Here is a 20212-nt window from a genome sequence, read left to right on the forward strand (position 1 = left end):
GGGTCGGTCACCGCTTAGCGATAGCGTGCCAGGCCAGATCGGCGATGGCGGCGCAGTAGTGATCGGCGATCGGCTCCCGGGTGTAGAGCGCGCGCACGTTGATCGGGGCGAGCACGAGTTGCATCGCGGCGATGGTGTCAACGCCGTCGCGCAGCTCACCGCGCGCGGCTGCCCGGTCGAAAACCGAGCGGATGCCGGCGAACCGCCTCATCCAGAACGCCATCCTGGTGTCATCGGCGAATGCGGCTCGATCGTCGACCACCATCGCACGCAGGAGGCTGCGGCCCATGGTGTCGTTGACCTGCTCGGCCACCGCCGTGGCCAGAGCCTGCAGATCGGTGCGCAGTGAGCCGGTGTCCGGCGCGGTGAGAACGTCGTTGCTCCAGTACAGGAGCGCTTCGAGTGCGAGCCGGCTGCCGTCGCCCCAGTACTTGGTCACCACTGATTCGTCGATTTTGTGACGAGCGCACATCGTCGGAACGTCGAACCGCTCCAGGCCCCATCGGGTCAGCTCGTCGTACACGGCGGTCATCACCGCGTGCCGGACGTCCTCGGGGACGCCGGCGTCGGCGCTCTCGGCATCGGTTGTGATCGCTCGACCTCCCACCCGTGCGGTGTCCGCATCCAGTGAACCATCCCCCGGGTGGGGTTCTCGAGCAATCGGCTGTAACGCCACGCGGCGATAGCGGCACCACCGCGATGAAGACCCCGCACACCGCGGGTGCCAGTGCATCAAGGAGTTACCTCGACATGAAACCGACCACTCGCGCCATCGCCATGGGAATTGGTCTGGCGATCGTCAATGTCGCCGCGGTCGTCGGCTTGGCAGCCGGTCAGGCAAACGCGGTCACGATGCCCTCCGACGGAACCTTCATCGTCGACATGGCCGCCCAGGACGAGCCGCCGATGACGCTGGCGGTGACCGTCGACGGCGACAAGGTCGTCGGCTACGCAACGAACGGAACAGACGAGGAGGCATGGTTCTTCGGGTCCCAGCAGGGCGGCAAAATGAGCATGACATCGATGTACGCCGACCGGATCGACGCCACCTACGACGGTTCGGCATTGCGCGGCACGCTCACCATGAACGACGCCTCGGCGCCGCACGCTTTCAGCGCCGCACCCGCCGCCGCTCCCGCAGGTATCTACACCGCGACGATGAACTCCTCGCGCGCATCGTGGGTGGTGCGGCCGGACCACACGATGACCGGCGTGATGAACAACAGCGCCCCCGGCGATCACAAGGTGACCGACGCGCTGGCGGCCCAGCAGCAGCAGCATCTCGAGCAGGTCCGGCAGATGCGTATCGATCAGCAGATGCGGCAGGCACCGCCGATGCAGTTCGGAACATGGAGCGCGAATATCGATTCGACGCAGGTGACGGCGACGCGAGTGAGCGGCGGCATGCGGTTCTGAACCCGGCCGCGCCCGCGCGGTCTGCAATCGGCCGACGTTCGCCGCGATTATCGTTATCGTGCTGGTGACTTCGATTGCAGGAGAACGCACTTTGCCCAGCGATGATCACATAGCGAACACATCCCCCCTTCGCCGGGTGATCGTCGGGGCGTCGATCGGAAACGCCGTCGAGTGGTACGACTTCGCGATCTACGGCTTCCTCGCCACGATCATCTCGGTCAAGTTCTTCCCGCCCGGCAATGAAACAGCCGCGCTGTTGAACACCTTCGCGATCTTCGCCGCCGCGTTCTTCATGCGCCCGCTGGGCGGGTTCTTCTTCGGCCCGCTGGGTGATCGCATCGGCCGTCAGCGGGTGCTGGCCGTGGTGATCCTGTTGATGTCCGGCTCAACGCTGTTGATCGGCATGTTGCCCACCTACGCCGCCGTAGGGGTGGCGTCTCCGCTGTTGCTGTTGCTGTTGCGCTGCCTGCAGGGATTCTCCTCCGGCGGCGAATATGGCGGTGGCGCATGCTATCTCGCGGAATTCGCGACCGACCGCCGTCGCGGACTGGTGGTCGGGTTCCTGGTCTGGTCGGCGGTGCTGGGCTTCCTGCTCGGTTCGGTCACCGTGACCCTGCTGACGACGCTCCTTCCGACCGGCGCCATGGAGAGCTACGGCTGGCGGATTCCGTTCCTGCTGGCCGGCCCGCTGGGCCTGGTGGGCCTCTACATCCGGCTACGACTGCACGACACTCCGGCCTTCGCCGAACTGTCCGAAGCCGACGAGGTGGCCGCATCACCGCTGCGGGAGGCCGTCACTACTGCGTGGCGGCCGATCCTCCAGGTCATCGGCCTGATGATCATCCACAACGTCGCGTTCTACGTCGTGTTCACCTACCTGCCAACCTATTTCATCAAGACGCTGCATTTCTCCAAGACGGCGTCGTTCGTCTCGATCACCACGGCCAGCGTCGTCGCGCTGGCACTCATCCTGCCGCTGGCGGCCTTGTCGGACCGGATCGGCAGACGGCCGCTGCTGATTGCCGGCGCGGTCGGCTTCGTCGCGCTGTCGTATCCGGCGTTCGTGATGCTGAATTCGGGGTCACTGGCCTACGCCGTGCTGGCGCACTGTCTGCTGGCCGCGATCGAGGCGGTGTTCGTCTCGGTGTCGCTGGCGGTGGCGGCCGAGCTGTTCGCCACCCGCCTGCGCTACAGCGGACTCTCGATCGGCTACAACGTCTCGGTGGCCGTGTTCGGCGGCACCACACCGTACGTGGTGACGTGGCTGGCCGCCCGCACCGGCAACGCTTATGCCGCAGGCATTTACGTGATCATCGCCGCGGTCGTGTCGCTGGCCACGGTGCTGACGATTCGGGAGACGAAAGGCAAGCCCCTGCAGGAGCTTGGGGTCACAGTTCCAGCAGCACCGTGACGGGGCCGTCGTTGATCAGCGAGACTTTCATGTCCGCGCCGAACACCCCGGTTTCGACGTGGGCACCCAACTCCCGCAACGCATCGGCGAACACCGTGACGAGCGGTTCGGCGACCGACCCCGGCGCCGCCGCGTTCCAACTCGGCCTGCGCCCCTTCACGGTGTTGGCGTACAGCGTGAACTGACTGATCACCAGGATCGGCGCGCCGGTGTCGGCGGCCGACCGCTCGTCGTCGAGAATCCGCAATTGCCAGAGCTTTTCGGCCATCCGTCGAGCAACGGCATCGGTGTCGGAATGGGTGACACCCACCAGAGCCAACAGGCCCTGACCGGACGGCCGGATCTCACCGACCACGTCACCACCCACCGACACCGACGCCGAGGTGACCCGTTGCACCAGCACTCGCATGGGTGCCGATGCTAGTGCGAGACAGTCAGGCCCGCGCTACTCCCCCGTGCCGGCCGGCGCATAACCCAGGATGGCCTTGGACTCGAGGAACTCGTCGAGTCCCTCCTCGCCCCATTCGCGACCGTTACCGCTCTGCTTGTAGCCGCCGAACGGCGCGGTGATGTCGAACGCGTGGTTGATGGTCACCGTGCCTGCGCGGATCCGGCGGGCCAGGGCGCGGGCCTGTTCCAGATCAGCGCCCGAGACGTAACCATAGAGGCCGTAGTCGGTGTCATTGCCGATCTCGATGGCTTGATCCAGATCGTCGTAGCCGAGGATGCACACCACCGGCCCGAAGATCTCCTCGCGGGCGATCGTCATGTCGTTGTTCACGTCGGCGAACACGGTGGGGCGCACGTAATACCCGGTGTCGATGCCGTCGGGGCGGCCGGGGCCGCCGGCGACCACAGTCGCGCCCTCCTCGATACCCTTCTGGATCAAACCCTGAACCTTCTCGAACTGCATCTTCGATGCCACCGGACCGATCGCCGAATTGTCGGACAGGTCAGCGACTTTGACCCCTTCGGCGGTCGCGCGAGCCACTGTGACGGCCTCGTCGAGCCGCGAATTCGGCACCAGCATCCGAGATGGGGCGTTACAGCTCTGGCCGGAGTTCACCATCATCACCGAGACACCGGCCGCAACGCTCTGTGCGAAGGCGTCGTCGTCGAGCACGATATTCGGGCTCTTGCCGCCGAGTTCCTGAGCCACCCGCTTGACCGTCGGTGCCGCGTTGCGCGCGACCTCGATACCGGCCCGCGTCGATCCGGTGAACGACACCATGTCGATGCCGGGGTGGCTGGACAGGGCGGTGCCGACGCCCGGCCCGTCACCGAAGACCATGTTGTAGACCCCGGCAGGCACGCCCGCCGCATCCATGACCTCGGTGAAGATCTGCCCGCTGAAGGGCGCGACCTCCGACGGCTTGAGCACCATCGTGCAACCGGCGGCCAGGGCGGGGAACACCTTGCAAGCGATCTGGTTGATCGGCCAGTTCCACGGGGTGATCAGCCCGCATACCCCGATCGGCTCCTTGGCGACCAGGGTGGCACCCTTCTGCTCCTCGAAGGAGTAGTTCTTCAGCACGTCGATGGCGGTGGACAGCTGCAGCATGCCCATCATCACCTGGGAGCCCGACGCCAGCGAGGGCGGCGCGCCCATCTCCTCGTGCACCGCGTCGCCCAAGTCACCGGCGCGCTTCTGGTATTCGGCCAGCACCGCTTCCAGTACCTCGAGGCGCTCTTCGCGCGTCGACTGTGCCCAGGTGTTGAACGCCTTGCGAGCGGCCTTGACCGCCTTGTCGACATCGGCTTCGCTGCCGATCGCGATCTTGCCGCCGACCTGCTCGGTGGTCGGGTTGTCGACGTCGAGAGTCTTCAGCTCGATTGGGTCCACCCACTGGCCATCGATGTAGAACTTCAGATATTCACGCATGGCTCTCATCCTCCTCAATCCTTGCCCGCCCGTGGTCGTTATTGGGTGCCTTCGGCATACCAGGTCCTGAAACGGTCGTACTTCGGCATCTCCTCGGAGTTGGCCTTCGGGTCGATGCACACGTGCACCACGCCGACTTTGCCACTGGCGTAGGCGCGGGCGATCGCCGGGCCGATCTCCTCCTCCTTTTCCACATACTCACCGTGGCACCCGAAGCCCTCGGCGATCTTGTCCATCCGGACGTCCTTGCTCCAGTGCACCCCCGGCTGCGGCGACGGCTGGGAGAAGGTCCGCTTGTAGACGCCGACCTCGAGGCCCCACTGGTGGTCGACGCCCACCACGCACACCAGCGGCAGGTTCAGCCGGGCCGCGGTCTCCAGCTCGGCGACGTGGAACAGAAACGCCGAGTCGCTGGTGAGCAGCATGACCGGGCGCGTGCCCCCCCTCGGCGACCGAAGCGCCCACGGCGTACGGCAGACCGGTGCCGAGGTGGCCGAAGTTCTGATTCCAGATCACATCGCGCGGCTTGGTCTGCGAATAGGTCCATTGGAAGATCACGGTCGCACCGCCGTCACGCACCAGGATGCCGTCGTCGAGTTCGTCGAATGCCTTGGTCGCCTCGACCACGTAGCGCGCCGGGTGCACCGGGGTGCGCCCGCTCGGCGCCTCCTCGGCCACCCGGACCAGCTCTGCAGCATCGGCCTTGATCAGCGTCTCGAGATTCGGTGACGGCGAACGTGGGTTGTCCCGCAGGGCCTCGACCAGCTGCGGCACCACGCCACGCAGGTCGCCGACCAGCGCTACGTCGACGGGCCGGTTGACACCGATCGCGGTCGGGTCCTGCTCCACCATCACCCATTTGCGGTTCGCGTTGCCCGCGGCCCAGTGCTGGGTCTTGCCGTAGTGCATGGGCTCACCGAGCTCGGTCCCGAGGGCGACACACAGGTCAGATTCTTCGACGGCCTCGTTGGCGGCCGGGGAGAATAGGTACGGGAACGTGCGGTCCTGCAGCCCGGGGATGAACGAGGTACCGCCCGAGGTCTGGATCACCGGGCAGGCCATCAGCTCGGCCAGTTCCTTGACCTCCTGCTGGGTGCGGGAGGTGTGCACACCGTGACCGACCAGCAGCACCGGGCTTTTGGCTTCCCGGATCAGCGCGGCTGCCTCGGCCACCTCGCGACTGCCCGCGCCCTGGTTCACCAGCCGGTAGGCCGACGGCGGCGGCGCGGCATCGACGTCGAGCTCTTCGAGGATGACGTGCGACGGGAATTCGACATAGGTGGGACCCGGGGTGCCCGACATCGCCTTGCGGATGGCCTCGTGAATGATTTCGTCGGTCTGGTCGGCGTACTCGATCGACGAGCTGTACTTCACCGACGCGGCGAAAAGTGGTTCCTGCTGGACGAATTGGATGCGTCCGCGGCGGACCCGGCGCTCGGTGACGCGGGCCCGCTGACCGCCCAGGAAGATGACCGGTGAGTTCTCAACGAGTGCGCACTGGATGGCGCCGGCGATATTCGCCATCCCGGGGCCGAGCGTGCCGATGCACAAGCCGGGCTTGCCCGTCATCCGGGACGCGGCCTCGGCCATGAAGCCTGCGCTGAGCTCATGGTGCGGCGCCACGACCGACCAGCCGCGCGCCTCGGCCTCGGTGAACATATGCACGAAGTTTGGGTCCGGGATGCCGAAGAGTGTGTTCACACCCTCGGCCTCGAACAGGTCGAGAATGCGTTTGTAAACCGGTACACCCATGCGAAACTCCTTGATTCCGTTATAGATAGCGTTGAGCGAGTTCGTGCCGATGCGCGGCCGGTGAGCCGAACAGCGAGCGGTTGAGCGCGGCGCGCTTGAGATAGACGTGGATCCCGCTTTCCCACGTGTAGCCGATGCCGCCATGCAATTGCATGGCCTTCCCGGCGACGTCGACAGCAGTGCTGCAGGCATACGACTTGGCCATTGCCGCAGCAACTTTCGCGTCGGCCCCGTCCGTGGCTACGGCGTGAACCGCGGCGTCCACCAGTTGCCGCGACACCGCGATCTTCACGTACATGTCGGCACAGGCGTGTTTGACCGCCTGGAAGGAGCCGATGGCCCGGTCGAATTGGTGGCGCACCTTTACGTAGGCGACGGTCGCGGCGAGCATGGCCTCGGCCACGCCCAGGCTGTCGCAGGCGATCGCGACAGCGGCGCGTTCGTGCAGTCGGCGCACGGCGGACTCGTCGGTGAATGCCAAGGTGTCCGAGTACTGTTCGACGCTTACCCGGGCCAGCCTGCGGGTTTCGTCGAGTACCGGCTGCGGGGCGACGGTCACCGTCGCCTCGGTGACCCCGTCATCGGTGACCACCATAACCGTGTCGGCGCCCTCGGCATCGGGCACGAAGTCGAACGGTTCGACGGCGACGGCCACCCGGGTGGCGCCGGCCGCCACCTTGGTGAGCAGCCGGTCACGAGTGTCGCTGGGCGCCAGACTGTTCAGCACGCCGACGGCCAGGACGGCGCTGCCGAGGAAGTTGGTGGAGCTGGCCGCTCGGCCCATCTCCTCGCAGATGACGGCCACCTCGGCGAACGTCGCGCCGGCGCCACCGAACTGCTCGGGCACTTCCAGTCCGACCCAGCCCGCGTCGGCGAGCGCGGCCCACTCGACCGCCCTGTCCTTCGCGAGCAGATCACCTGCCACCGAACGCAGCTCGGCGTGAAACTCGTCGAACTCGCCCACCATCAAGTCACACTCGGTTCGCGCGGCAATCCCAGCCCGCGTTCGGCGATGATCGTGCGCTGGATCTCGCTGGCTCCGCCCGGAATCGTCCACTCCCAGGAGCCGATGAAGTCCAGCATCCACGAGCCCGACTCCCAGCCGCTGGAGGCCGGTTTGGTGAGCGTGGTGTGAGCGGCAAGGCCGCCGATCTCGGCGCCGAAATCGGTCATGCGCTGCAGCAGTTCGCTGTAGAACAACTTCACCACCGACGCGTCCGCCGCTCCGACACCGCCGGTGTCGTGGCTGAGCACGAGGTCGCGGCACAACCCGCGCAGCCCGGCGATCTCGATCTCGAACTGCGCCAGACGGTCGGCGACCAGTGCATCGTCGACCGGCTGACAGGCCTGCACCAGCCACCGAAAGCCCGCATTGCCCAGGCGCTCGGCCAGCTCCAGCATCGTCATACCGCGTTCGGCGCCCAAGGTGGCCTGGGCGACCTGCCAGCCTTCGTTCTCCGCACCGATGAGGTTGGCCGCGGGGATCACCACGTCGTCGAGGAAGATCTCGCAGAAGTGCGATTCGCCGACGGCGTTGCGGATCGGCCGCACCTCGATCCCCGGCGTAGTCATGTCCAGCAGGAAATACGAGATGCCGCGCCGTTTCGGGGCGTCGGGATCGGTCCGGGCCAGTAGCAGACACCAGTCGGCGTGCAATCCCCCACTGGCCCAGATCTTTTGACCGTTCACCACATAGGTGTCGTTCACCCGCCGGGCCGTGGTACGAAGGCCCGCCAGATCGGATCCGGCTTCGGGTTCGGAGAAGCCCTGCACCCAGATCTCGCCGTCCAGGATCGCGGGGAGGTGACGTTGACGCTGTTCCTCGGTGCCCGCCACCAACAGGGTGGATGCGGCGTGATGAATGCCGACAAAAGCCAGGACCAGTCGCGGGGCATCGTGCGCGGCGAGTTCGGAGTACAGCACGATCTGCTGATCGACCGGCATGCCGCCGCCCCACTGCGCCGGCCAGTGCGGAACTGCGAAGCCGGCCGCGTGCAGTTCGGCGAACCAGGCCTTCTGGAACGCGACGAATTCGCGATCAGACGCCCCGGTTTGGGTGGTTCGCCAGTCGGTGGGCACGTGGGTCTCGCACCACGCCCGAACTTCAATCCGGAAGTCCTCCAGGTTCGTCATGAGTTGGCCCGCAGCCGGTCCATGGCATGGGCTACCGCCACCCCGTCGTCGAACGATGGAGCGATCTGTGCGCCGGTCCGTACCGCCTCGACGACCATGCCGAGAAACGACGACAACGCGGGAGGCGGCGACCGCCGTGGCGCGGGCGGAAATTGATAAGTCTCCGGATCCTGTTTGGGCCGATACACGACGAGCGTGGTGTCAGCCGTCAGCTCGATGGACCCGGCGCTGCCGAGCAGCGCCGCACGCGGGGCCAGCGGCACCGCCCCGGCAAATGCGGTGTCGTGGGTGGCGGTGCAGCCGTTGGCCATCCGGAACCATGCCGAGTAGGCGTCCTCGGCGGTCGCCTCCGGCGGCGACCCGTCGATACGCGTGACACCCCCGCAGTCGGCGACCTCGCTGGCGAACAACCACCGCGTGAAGTCGATGAGGTGCGAGCCGTAGGCGCCGATCCAACCGCCGCCACGCTCCCGGTCGTTGATCCAGCCGTACGGCCGCCCACGCATCCCGCTGCCGTAAAAAGTCCAATTCAAATGCGCTGGCGTGCCGATCATTCCGTCGTCGGCCAGCTGCTTGAGCTTCGCCCACGCCTCGGTGAAGCGGAACTCGAAGTTCAGGAAGTGCAGCACTCCGGCATCGCGGGCGCGATCACGCATCGCCTCGGCTTCGGCTGCGTTGCGGCCGAACGGTTTGTCACACAGCACGGCCAGGCCGCGGTCAATCGCGGCGTTCACATGGTCGAGGTGCATGAACGGCGGCGAGTGGACGGACACCAGGTCGACCCCGGACGCCAGAGCGGCCTCCACCGCGGAATCGTCACGCGGGCTGACCACTTCGACGTCCGCGCCGAGACTTTCATACACCGGCGCAGCGGCGTGCTTGCCGAAACCGGTGCCGATCACCACCACCCTCATGCGAACAGTCCTTTCAGCCCGGTTCCGCCGGCTCTGCGTGCCAGCAGATCTCGCGTGGCGGACAGACCCAACGGGAGCCGCCGTAGCGGCTGGCTGTAGCGCGAGAGCCACGACAGCGTCGTCTCGTCACAGAACCCGACCGCACCGTGCAGCTGATGGCAGACCCGAAACACGGTCTCGGCGGCTTCGAGAGCCGCCATGCGCAGGGCGAGCGCGTCGGTGAGCGCATCGGCGCTGCCGTTACCGATGCTCCACAGCGTGTACTTGGCGAGAATGTCCAACCCGCTGCGCTCGACTTCGGCGTCGGTGAGCTGAAACTGGACGCTCTGAAACGACGACAGCGTCTGACCGAACTGCTTACGCAGGCTCACATGCGCAAGGGTCAACTCGATCGCGCGATCCAGCATGCCCAGCAGCGTCCAACATGGCAGCGTCAGCGCCAGGGCGACGTCCCCCGCCCCGTTCTCATCGATTGCCGCCAGCTGCAGTTCGGTGACGAAGGCCGACCCGGTCGCGGCGTGACCGGTGACGTGGGTCCGTACACCAGCCAATGTCACAGCGGCCCAACGGGAGTCGAGTCCGGCCAGGGCAGCCGATGGCCTGGTGTCCGCGACAACCACCAGGCCGTCGACGTCGAGGTCGGTCGGGGCGGCCAGGCGCTCGGCCACCGGGTAGGGCGCCGCCCAGTAGCCTGCGCTGCGGCACAGAGCCGCCGCGGCTTCCAGTCCGTCGACGTCGGTTCGTGGGTCGAGCTCCCAGGCACCGAGGCCGGCGAGGACCGGTCCGACGAGCGATTCTCGAATGTCCGGTTTGGCCTCGGCCTGCTGCACGAGCTGGTCACCGCCCGCGGCCTCCAGCGCCCGAAGTGCCTGGCGCCCAAATTCTCTGGCGTCCTCGCTGAGGTCCAGCACCATCGACGTCATTTCGCCGCCGCCAGCAGAGAACGCGACAGCAGGATGCGCTGCATCTCGATACTGCCGGAGGACACCGTCGAGGCCTGCGAATACTTCCAATGGTCATCGACCTCGCCGAGGAACCATCCCGCCCGCGGATCGTCGTGTGACACCTCGGCCGCGATATCCATCAACACCTCGGCGCTGTCCTGATCCAGCTTGGTGACCGCGATCCGATAAGCGGCGGCGTCACCGGGGCGGACCTGCCCGGTGCTCTGGAGTTCCACGATGCGATAGGCCATCAGTCGCGCACGGCGGCAGTGGGTCAACATCCGCACCCATCGACCGCGCAGTTCGGCCGGCAGGTCGTTCCAGCGGTCGCCGAGCACCGTCGGTGCCGCCACGAGCAACCGTTCGCACCGGGCGTAACGGGCGATCCCGACCCGCTCGAACGACGTCACCTCCTGCACGATCGACCAACCCTCGTCGACCGTGCCGAGCACATCCGCCTCGGTCACCCGCAGGTCGTCGAAGAAGACCTCATTGAGATGATGGGGGCCCATCATGCAGCGGATCGGGCGCACCTGGATCGCCGGATCATCCATCGGGACAAGGAAGATCGTCAGGCCCTGTTGTTTCTTCTCACCTTTCGTGGTGCGCGCCAGCAAGAAGCACCACTGCGCCATCGTCGCATACGACGTCCAGATCTTCTGACCGCTCACCAGCCAGCCGTCACCATCCCGGCGCGCGGTTGTGCGCAACGAGGCCAGGTCGCTGCCCGCCTCCGGTTCCGAAAATCCTTGACACCAGATCACTTCACCGCGGGCGATCGCCGGGAGATGCTGGCGCTGCTGGGCTTCGGTGCCGTGCCGCATGATGATGGGCCCCACCCAGTTGACCCCCATGTACTGGGCGCCGCGTGGTTCGTGGTGCGCCCACATCTCCTCGCGGACTACCGTCTGCTCCCATACCGAGACGCCGCGACCGCCGAACTCCACCGGCCACGCCGGGCAGAGCAACTCCTGTTCGGCCAGGGTTCGGCAGAACCGTTGCGCGACCTCCAAATCCGCGGGGTCATCGGTAAACGCGCCGAGAAAGTCCTCGGGAACATGCTCGTGCACAAGCTCACGCAGACGCGACCGCAACTCTGTCGCGGGCCCACCCATGTCAAAGTTCAGACTCATGCGCTTTCCACCTCCGCCAAACCCAACTCCGCCAGCACCGCCTCGGTGTCGGCGCCCAGTTCGGGGGTTGGGCCGGCGATGCGGCCCGGGGTGCGGGAGAACCAAGTCGGCACGCCCGGCATCCGAACCGGACCTTGCGGGGTGGGCACGGTTTCGAAGAAGCCGACGGCATTGAGCTGTTCGTTGTCGAACAGTGCCTGTGGTGAGTTCAGCGGTGCGGCCGGAATCTCCAGCTCGACGAACAACGCGAGCCACTCCTCGGTCGTGCGTTCGGTCATGGTCTGCGCCACCAGTGAGTACACGGTGTCGATCTCGGCAGCCCGCGCCGTGAGTGTGGCGTAGCGCTCGGTGTTCCACGCGGGCTGCACGGCGTTGATGAAGCTGGCCCAGTGCCGGTCGTTGTAGATCAGTGCCGAGATGTAACCATCCTTGGTGCGGTACGGCTTTCGGTTCGGCGCGACCGTCCGGTGGTACATCGCGGGGCCGAGCGGCGGGTCGAACATCGCGCCATTGGCGTGCTCCACGAGCATGAACGAGGCCATCGTCTCGAACATCGCGACCTCCACCTCCTGCCCCTCGCCGGTGCGCTCACGGTGGAAGAGCGCCATCGTCGTCGCATATACCGCGGTGAGCCCGGCCACCTTGTCCGCAACGATCGTGGCGACGTAGTTGGCTTCACCGGTCAGTTCGGCCTGTACGGCGGGTAGGCCGCATTCGGCCTGGATGGTGTCGTCGTAGGCGGGGCGGTCACGGTCGGGTCCGCGGCGGCCGTACCCGTAGCAGTTGGTGTAGACGATCGACGGGTTGATGGCGGCCACGTCGTCGTAACCGAACCCGAGTTTGGTGATCGCTTTCGCGCGCATCGAGTGGATGAACACGTCGGCGCCGGCGATCAGCGCGCGCAGCGCGGCCCGGCCCTCGTCCGATCGAAGATCGAGCACCACACTACGTTTACCGCGGTTGACGTTGACGAACACCCCGCTGAGTCCGGGCGCCGGGCCGACCGAAACATACCGGGTGTCGTCACCGGCCGGTGGCTCGACCTTGATGACTTCGGCGCCCATGTCGGCCAGGATCTGGGTGCAGTAGGGGCCCATCACCATCGCGGTGAGGTCGACCACGCGGATCCCGGCCAGCGGGCCGCTGCTGTTCATACCGTGCCCCTTGCCATGGCGAAGCTGTGGCCGATGTGCGCGTTGTGGCCGTCGGGAACAACCGGGAACACGAGCTGCTCACCGAGGTCGCGGATCTGGTCGATGCGGGCGCCCACATCATCGACGGTCCATGCCGGCTGGTAGACCCCGGCGGACTCGACGACGGCGACCCGGGCCACCCGACCCGCGATGGCGGTGAGGATTTCCCCGGTGATCGAACAGGATTCGTGCGCCAGCCAGCCGACCACCGGAGCGACCAGCTCGGGACCCATCGGCGGATAGGCGGACGTGTCGATTCCCTCGGCCATTCTGGTCACCGCCGCCGGGACGATGACATTGCAGCGCACCCCGTGGTCGGCGCCCTCCAAAGCGACGACGTTGGACAACCCGATCACCCCGGCCTTGGCTGCGGCGTAGTTGGCCACCGCGTGGTTGCCGTACAGGCCGCCGATCGACGACGTGAGGACCACTCGGCCGTAGCCGGCCTGACACATCAGCGGAAAGGCCGCGCGCACAACGTGAAATGCGCCGCGCAGGTGAACGTCGAGCACGGCGTCGAAGGTCTCGGCCGTCATCTCCGGCAGCGGTGCGTGCCGGACGTTTCCGGCGTTGTGAATCAGGACATCCACGCGGCCGTACGCCTCGATGGCGGCCGCCAGGATCGCCTGACCACCCTGTGGGGTCGCCACCGACTCCGACGACGCGATCGCCTCCCCGCCGGCAGCGACGATCTCGTCGACCACCTGCTGAGCCGGGCCGGCATCGACGCCGTGACCGGTCAGCTCGCCGCCGATGTCGTTGACGACGACCTTGGCGCCCAAACCGGCCAGAAGCAGCGCATACTCACGGCCCAGTCCCCGGCCGGCGCCGGTGATGACGGCGACCCGGTCGTCGAATCGTGCTTGTGCCATCTACGTTCCGAGCACCAGGCCGTCGAGGTCACCCTTGGCCCGCCATTCGGCGAGGAGTTCGTCGAAGGCGTAGAAGCCGGGCGAATAGAAGTCACCGAGGAACGCGCCGTTGTCCTTGGCGCCGCCCTGGCCTTCGTTGTTGTAATAGCCGGGCGTGCAGGACAGTTCGAACGCGGAGTTGTCGATGGACAGCTCGCGGACCGTGTTCACCCAGGCATCCTGCCCCTCCTGGCTGGGTTCGACGACGGTTGCGCCACGGTTCTGCGCCTCGGCGATGATGTAGGCGATGTGCTTGGCCTGCTGCTCGAACATCGCGGTGGTGTTGGCCGAGACACCACCCTGGATGAAGCCCATGAAGAACTGGTTGGGGAAGCCGCGGCTGGTCATGCCGTGCAGCGTCTTGTACGAGTCGTGCCAGTGGTCGAACAGCGACAGCCCGTCGCGACCCTCGATGGCATCGATCGCGAATCGCCTGCTGATCTCGGTGGAGATCTCGAAGCCGCTCGCGAAGATCACGCAGTCGACCTCGTACTCGACTCCGTCGGCGACGATTCCCTTCTCGGTCAACCGCTCCACACCCTTGGACGCCGACACGTCGACGAGCGTGACGTTGGGCCGGTTGAACGTCGCCAGGTAGTGCTCGCTGGAGGTCGGCCGCTTACACATGAAGCGGTAGTACGGCTTCAGTGCCTCGGCGGTGTCGGGATCGGTGACGATCTCGGCCACGAGGCGACGCAGCCGCTCCATGATCTTGTAATCCTCTTCCTCGCGGAACGCCATGATCTGTTCGATCGACACCGAGGCGGGATCCTCGGTGGCGGCGATCCGCGCGGTCAGGTTGCGTCCCAGCTCGGTCCAGAAGTCACACACCAGATCCGGTTCACCGAACACCACGCCGACGAACGGCGACCAGTTGTGGAAATTGCGCTTGCGCTCCTCCTGCCAGCCCGGTTGCAGCGAGGCGGCCCAGGCCGGGTCGGTGGGCGGGTTGGTGCGTGCATCGACCGACGACGGGGTGCGCTGAAAGACGAAGAGCTCCTTGGCGTCCCGGCCCAGATGCGGTACCAGCTGAATGCCGGTGGCTCCGGTGCCCACCAGCGCGACGCGCTTGTCGGCCAGTTTGTCCAGGCCGCCGTCGGCGCTGCCGCCGGTGTAGTCGTAGTCCCAGCGCGCGGAGTGGAACACGTGTCCGCCAAAGTCCTTGATCCCCGGGATGCCCGGCAGTTTCGGCCGGTTGTAGGAGCCCTGGGCCATCACGACGAACCGGGCCCGGATGTCGTCGCCCCGGTCGGTGCTGATCCGCCAGCGTTGCGACGCGTCCTCCCAGCGCAATTCGCGTACCTGGGTGGAGAACAGCGCACCGTCGTACAGCCCGAAATGCTTGCCGATGTTGCGGCAGTGCTGAAAGATTTCGGCGCCGTCGGCGAATTTCTTCGACGGCATGAAGCCGAGTTCCTCGAGCATCGGGATGTAGCAGTAGGCGTCGTTGTCGCACTGGATCCCCGGGAACCGGTTCCAGTACCACACGCCGCCGAAGTCGCCGGCCATCTCGATGACCCGGATGCCCTCGACCCCGGCCTTCTTCAGGTAGGCACCCGCCAGCAGCCCGGCGAAACCGCCGCCGAGCACCACCACGTCGACGTCTTCGGCGATCGGGTCACGTTGCGCCACCGGCGTATACGGGTCTACTTCGTAGAATTCGGCGAAATCACCCTCGAGCTCCAGATATTGCGCGGAACCTTCCGGACGCAGTCGCTTCTCCCGCTCGACGCGGTACTTCTCCCGCAGCGCCTCGATGTCGACGTCGGCCGGGACGTCGGTGGGTCCGCATTCCGCGGTGGTCATCGGTCGTTCTCCTTTGCGAGCGGTCGGGGTTCCCCGGTGCCCATGTACTTCGACAGCTGGTAGTGCAGGTTGACGGTGCTGCGCTCGCGGTACGGGTTGGGCTGCGTCCCCGGGAAACCCAGCGACTTCATCCCCTGCTGCACGGCGGCCATGTTGGAGAAGTCCTGCGGCAGCACACTGCGCCAGCGCGGATCACCCACCGGGGTGTACTCCCATTCCGTGTGCGGCTCGGCGTCTTTCGGGTAGAGCTCGAACACCGAGACCTCGAAGATGCATTTGTCTGGGTCGTAGCTCGGGTCGGGGCGCGCGCTGTAGCACAGCGCACTGGTCAGGCCCTGGCCGATCTGGAAGTTGGGGAACAGCTGCCACGCGGTCCCGCTCTGCCCCAGGATGTCGGCGGGAATCGTCGGCCAAACCACCCCGCGGGCCTCGTCGTCGCGGCGCGCGGAGGCCAGCCAGTGCTCGAGCACTTTGTCGGCCGGTGTGCCCTCGGGCAATTCGTCCACCAGCCGCAGGGCCGCGGCCACCAGTGTCTGCGTGGTGGTGGCGTTGGTTTCCTCCATCGTGTACACCTGCATCTCCGCGGTGGAGATCCGCGGATCGCCGGTGCCCAGCCTGATCTTCGACTTGGTCTCGGCCATCTCCTCGGGCGCGTCGTACCCGATGTTGCTGTGCCGGCCCTGCGCCTTGGCCCAGCCCTTGAACTCACCGAACTTGTTGAATTCCGGATGGGTGGTGAAGACGTGATACGTCTCGTTGAACGCTTCCAGGGCGACTTTCCAGTTGCAGTCGAAGTGCACCCATTTACGCCACTTGCACCGCATGTTCTCCAACCCGAACGGGTCGAGGATCTTGGCGGCCGGGAACAGGTAGTCCGCCAGCGGCTCGCAATCGGGATCCATGTTGATCCACAGCCAGCCACCCCAGGTGTCGACGTTCACCGGCCGAAGCCGGGTGTTGCCGGGGTTCAGCGCACCTTTCCAGTCGTCCTGTTCGCGGATGTGGGTACACGCACCGTCCAGACCGTAGGTCCAGCCGTGGAATCCGCAGACGAACGACTTACGTGCCCGTCCGACAGCGTGTTTCGCTCCCGCCGGCGTGTCGACCAGTCGACGGCCACGATGCATACACACGTTGTGGTGTGCGGCGAATTCGTTGGGACCTGTGCGCACGACGATGATCGAGTCATCGAGGATGTCGTAGGTCAGATAGCTGCCGACCTCGGGCAGCTCCTCGACGCGTCCGACCTGCTGCCAAACCTTGCGCCACAGCCTGTCGCGTTCGGCGCGCGCGTATTCCGGCGAGATATAGGCCTCGACGCCGATCGTCATCGGCTCGGCGAGTTCTTCGGCACTCTCCAGTTCGCCCATCGTCAATTCCTTTCAGGGCCTGCTGATTTCGCGGCGGAAGTCGTCATCTTTGAGGAACAGCGACGTGTTGTCGGCGCGCAGGTGGCTCCACCGCAGATCCAAACCGCCGTCGACCAGCAGGGTTTGGCCGGTGATGTAGCTGGACAGGTCAGACAGCAGAAACAGGATCGCGCCGGCCTGTTCCTCGGGACGTCCGCGCCGTCCCATCGCGATCGCCGCCCGGTCCCGTTCCGGATCGGGGTCGACGTAGGTGCGCGAGGCCGCGGTCTCGGTGACCCCGGGTGCGACGGCGTTGACGCGGATGTCGTCGAGCGCGAGTTCGACCGCCATCGTCCGGGTGGCCGCCACGATCGCGGCTTTGGCCGTGCCGTAGGCGATGTGGAAGGGCGCGGTGTTCATCCCGCTGATCGAGGACACCGACACGATCGAGCCCGGGCCGCCGGCCGCGCGGATCTCGGCGGCCACCGCCTGGCTCATGAAGAACATCGTCTCGAGGTTGGCGGTGAACAACTCCCGCCAATCCGCGCGACTGACGCGGGTGGCGGGCATCCACGTCGCGGGTGCGGCACCGCCGGCGATGTTCACCAGGCCGTGGAGTCGCCCCTCGGTGCGGCGCACCGTGTCCAGCACGGTGGCGATCCCGTCGTCGGTCGCGGCGTCGGCCGAAACCGGCACGACCCGGAGCCCCTCTGCGATGAACGGCCCGATGTGGGTGTCGAGGTTTTCCTGGGAGCGGCTGACCGCCACGACGGTCGCACCGGCCCGCGCCGCCATCTCGGTCACAGCCGTTCCGATGCCGCCGCCCCCGGCGCCCGACACCACAACGATGCGGCCGTCGAGCCTGAGGAGATCCGTCATACCCTGCTTTCGCTCGCAGTCTTGTCCGGACAATTATCGGGATTCTGCTGATTGGAGAACATGATTCCGCAGCAGTTATAGCAGCGTCAAGGGCCTGAGCCAACATAGGCACCAACTATTGTCTGGACTAAATCTGGTTGGTACGGTCACGCCGTGACGCCCCAGCAGAATGGCCGCTTCACCCTTGCCCAACCCCCGGTCGTTGCGGACGGCTGGACCGTCGAACGCCGCACCCCAGCCAGCCGGCTCTTCGGCGCCAACGGGCTGCGGACCGGGCCGGACGGACGCGTGTACATCGCGCAGGTGACCGGCAGCCAGATCAGCGCCCTCGATATCGACAGCGGATCGGTCGACACCATCAGCGCCAAGGGCGGCGACATCATCGCCCCCGACGACGTCGCTTTCGACGATGCCGGGAACCTCTTCGCCACCGAGGTGATGGACGGTCGCGTCAGCGTCCGAACCCCCGACGGCGCCACCCGAGTACTGCGCGACGACCTGCCCTGCGCCAACGGCATCACCGTGCACCACGGCCGGCTGTTCATCGGCGAGTGCCGCGAGGGCGGCCGGCTGATGGAGCTCGATCCGGCGGGCGGCCAGCCGCGGATCCTGATGGAGAACGTGCCATCACCGAACGCCATGGAGGTCGGACCCGATGGGTTGCTGTACTTCCCGGTGATGGGCGCCAACGAGATCTGGCGCATCAGCCCGGACGGCGGCAATCATGAAGTCGTCGCGACCGGCCTCGGCGTGCCCGATGCCGTCAAGTTCGATGCCGGCGGCAACATGGTGTCGACCCAGGTGCACAGTGGTCAGGTCCTGCAGATCGATCCACGCACCGGCGAGCAGACGGTGCTGGCCAACCTCAATCCCGGGCTGGACAACCTGACCTTCGTCGGCGACCGACTGTTCGTCTCCAACTTCACCGGTGAGATCACCGAGGTTCTCGACGGTCTGCAGACCCGCACGGCACTGCCCGGCGGGCTGAACTGGCCGCTCGATCTCACTGTCGGTCCCGACGGCGTCGTGTACATCGCCGACGGCACCTACTTCTACGCCTTGGGTGACGACGGCAGCTTGCAGACGCTGGGCATGCTGTTCAGCCCCGGCTATCCGGGATTCATACGTGGTGTGACGGCCACGGGGCCAGGTGAATTCGTGGTGACGACCTCGGGTGGTCAGGTCGCCCGGTTCCGCCCCGCCGACGGCGAAAGTGACTTCCTGGCAGACGGATTGGATCAGCTCTACGGGGTGGCGGTCGGCCCGCGCGGCATCGTCGCCGTCGAGCAGGGCACCGGACGCCTGCTGTCGGTGGACGCCGGCCGCACCGAGGTGCTGGCCACCGGACTCGACACTCCGGTCGGGGTGGCGTTCGGGCCCGACGGCAGTCCGCTGGTGAGTGAGCGCGGCCGCGTGGTCCGGGTCGACGGCGGCCGGGCCGAGCCCGTGGCGGACGGATTGGGTTGTCCGCAGGGCATTCTGGTGGACGGCAACCGACTGTTCATCGTCGACGCGGAGGCGAAGTCGCTCATCGACGTCGACCTGACCAGTGGATCCCGCACCACGATCGCCTCCGGCCTTCCGGTCGGCGCGCCGCCCGGGGTGACCCCCAAGCCGTTGCGGGGCATGCCTCCCTTCTCGGGGCCGCAGGGGCCGTTCGCCGGGATCGCGGCCGCGCCGGACGGCACCCTGTATGTCTCGGCGGATGCCGACGGCAGTGTTCTGGCCGTCCGCCGAAAGGGCTGAGATGCCGCACACCGAGTCCGGCGACCATCGCTACATCCAGGTGGCCCGCACCCTGCGCAAGGAGATCGTCGACGGCGTGTATCCCGTCGGATCTCAGCTACCCACCGAACACGAATTGTGTCAACGCTTTTCGGTGAGCCGCTATACGGTGCGCGAAGCGCTGCGGCGGCTGCGGGAGGACAACCTGGTGTCGTCGCGACCGCGGGCCGGCACGATGGTGGTGCCGCGGCCGGCGTCACACGCCTACGTCCAGGACGTGGTGTCCATCAACGACTTGTTGGCCTTCGCAACGGGCGCCCGCTTCGCGATCGAATCGATCGCCATGGTGACCATCGACGCCGAGCTCGCGCAGCGGACAGGCCTGACCGTGGGCGATGAATGGTTGGCGGTGCGCGGATTTCGTGGCGCCGATGGCGCCGACGCTCCGGTCTGCCGAACGGAGTACTACATCAACCGCGCCTTCGCGGCGGTCGGCCGGATGCTGCAGAACCACAGCGGACCGATCTTCCCGCTCATCGAGGATCTGTTCGGGCTCAGCATCGTCGAGGTGCGCCAGGAGATCTCCGCGGTCCAGGTCGGTCCGGAGCTGGCCGGCCGGCTCAAGGTCGAGGCGGGCACGCCGGCATTGGAGATGCAGCGCACGTACACCACATCCGACGGCGAGATCGCCCAGGTGACCGTCAACACCCACCCGGGTTCGCGGTTCCGTCATTCGATGACGATGCGACGGGTGAAGGGCTAGC

The 20212-nt window shown here is 66.6% G+C and carries 17 protein-coding genes and 1 pseudogene; 4 read left to right on the forward strand and 14 right to left on the reverse strand.

Annotated features, from left to right (window positions below; translation table 11 throughout):
- Positions 1-7 precede the first annotated feature (7 nt).
- Positions 8-607 carry a TetR-like C-terminal domain-containing protein gene (locus K0O64_RS16480; protein WP_225933468.1) on the reverse strand — a complete coding sequence of 200 codons (600 nt, stop codon included), beginning with the start codon at positions 605-607 and terminating at the stop codon, positions 8-10.
- A 143-nt stretch (positions 608-750) separates the two neighbouring features.
- Here K0O64_RS16480 and K0O64_RS16485 point away from each other — a divergent pair, with 143 nt between their 5' ends.
- Both K0O64_RS16485 and K0O64_RS16490 read left to right on the forward strand, forming a co-directional pair.
- On the forward strand, positions 751-1416 hold the full coding sequence (locus K0O64_RS16485; RefSeq protein ID WP_071944137.1) for a hypothetical protein: 666 nt from the start codon (positions 751-753) through the stop codon (positions 1414-1416).
- A 136-nt stretch (positions 1417-1552) separates the two neighbouring features.
- Entirely contained in the window at positions 1553-2827 is a 1275-nt protein-coding gene (locus K0O64_RS16490) for an MFS transporter (RefSeq protein WP_225933469.1), read from the forward strand.
- On the opposite strand, the gene dtd is transcribed toward K0O64_RS16490, so the two are convergent.
- The 13 genes and pseudogenes from dtd to K0O64_RS16555 form a co-directional block, all read right to left on the reverse strand.
- Entirely contained in the window at positions 2805-3236 is a 432-nt protein-coding gene (dtd, locus tag K0O64_RS16495) for a D-aminoacyl-tRNA deacylase (protein WP_071944135.1), read from the reverse strand. The genes K0O64_RS16490 and dtd overlap by 23 nt on opposite strands.
- Before the next feature lie 36 nt (positions 3237-3272).
- Positions 3273-4709 carry an aldehyde dehydrogenase family protein gene (locus K0O64_RS16500; RefSeq protein ID WP_071944133.1) on the reverse strand — a complete coding sequence of 479 codons (1437 nt, stop codon included), beginning with the start codon at positions 4707-4709 and terminating at the stop codon, positions 3273-3275.
- A gap of 38 nt (positions 4710-4747) precedes the next feature.
- A pseudogene (locus K0O64_RS16505) lies at positions 4748-6461 on the reverse strand (thiamine pyrophosphate-binding protein).
- Between the two features lie 19 nt (positions 6462-6480).
- Positions 6481-7428 carry an acyl-CoA dehydrogenase family protein gene (locus K0O64_RS16510; protein WP_071944131.1) on the reverse strand — a complete coding sequence of 316 codons (948 nt, stop codon included), beginning with the start codon at positions 7426-7428 and terminating at the stop codon, positions 6481-6483.
- Positions 7428-8594 carry an acyl-CoA dehydrogenase family protein gene (locus K0O64_RS16515; protein WP_071944129.1) on the reverse strand — a complete coding sequence of 389 codons (1167 nt, stop codon included), beginning with the start codon at positions 8592-8594 and terminating at the stop codon, positions 7428-7430. The genes K0O64_RS16510 and K0O64_RS16515 overlap by 1 nt, the downstream gene beginning before the upstream one ends.
- Positions 8591-9508, reverse strand: coding sequence for a Gfo/Idh/MocA family protein (locus K0O64_RS16520; RefSeq protein WP_071944127.1), 918 nt, complete (start codon positions 9506-9508; stop codon positions 8591-8593). Before K0O64_RS16520 ends, K0O64_RS16515 begins: the two co-directional genes overlap by 4 nt.
- Complete coding sequence (locus tag K0O64_RS16525; RefSeq protein ID WP_071949783.1) at positions 9505-10422, reverse strand: acyl-CoA dehydrogenase family protein; 918 nt, start codon at positions 10420-10422, stop codon at positions 9505-9507. The genes K0O64_RS16520 and K0O64_RS16525 overlap by 4 nt, the downstream gene beginning before the upstream one ends.
- A gap of 5 nt (positions 10423-10427) precedes the next feature.
- Positions 10428-11585: an acyl-CoA dehydrogenase family protein gene (locus K0O64_RS16530; protein WP_071944125.1), complete on the reverse strand. Its 1158-nt coding sequence runs from the start codon at positions 11583-11585 to the stop codon at positions 10428-10430.
- Positions 11582-12739, reverse strand: a complete 1158-nt coding sequence (locus K0O64_RS16535; protein ID WP_071944123.1) for a CaiB/BaiF CoA transferase family protein — start codon at positions 12737-12739, stop codon at positions 11582-11584. The genes K0O64_RS16530 and K0O64_RS16535 overlap by 4 nt, the downstream gene beginning before the upstream one ends.
- Positions 12736-13650, reverse strand: coding sequence for an SDR family NAD(P)-dependent oxidoreductase (locus K0O64_RS16540; RefSeq protein WP_071944121.1), 915 nt, complete (start codon positions 13648-13650; stop codon positions 12736-12738). The genes K0O64_RS16535 and K0O64_RS16540 overlap by 4 nt, the downstream gene beginning before the upstream one ends.
- Positions 13651-15495, reverse strand: coding sequence for a flavin-containing monooxygenase (locus K0O64_RS16545; RefSeq protein WP_071944119.1), 1845 nt, complete (start codon positions 15493-15495; stop codon positions 13651-13653).
- Complete coding sequence (locus K0O64_RS16550; RefSeq protein WP_071944117.1) at positions 15492-16865, reverse strand: aromatic ring-hydroxylating oxygenase subunit alpha; 1374 nt, start codon at positions 16863-16865, stop codon at positions 15492-15494. The genes K0O64_RS16545 and K0O64_RS16550 overlap by 4 nt, the downstream gene beginning before the upstream one ends.
- Positions 16866-16877: 12 nt before the next feature.
- Positions 16878-17723, reverse strand: coding sequence for an SDR family NAD(P)-dependent oxidoreductase (locus tag K0O64_RS16555; RefSeq protein WP_071944115.1), 846 nt, complete (start codon positions 17721-17723; stop codon positions 16878-16880).
- Between the two features lie 153 nt (positions 17724-17876).
- Between K0O64_RS16555 and K0O64_RS16560 the strand changes: the two genes are divergently transcribed.
- Both K0O64_RS16560 and K0O64_RS16565 read left to right on the forward strand, forming a co-directional pair.
- Complete coding sequence (locus K0O64_RS16560) at positions 17877-19469, forward strand: SMP-30/gluconolactonase/LRE family protein (protein ID WP_071944113.1); 1593 nt, start codon at positions 17877-17879, stop codon at positions 19467-19469.
- Position 19470: 1 nt separating this feature from the next.
- Positions 19471-20211, forward strand: a complete 741-nt coding sequence (locus K0O64_RS16565; RefSeq protein ID WP_071944111.1) for a GntR family transcriptional regulator — start codon at positions 19471-19473, stop codon at positions 20209-20211.
- Position 20212 lies beyond the last annotated feature (1 nt).

The sequence above is a fragment of the Mycolicibacterium pallens genome (genome assembly GCF_019456675.1).
GTDB lineage: Bacteria > Actinomycetota > Actinomycetes > Mycobacteriales > Mycobacteriaceae > Mycobacterium > Mycobacterium crocinum.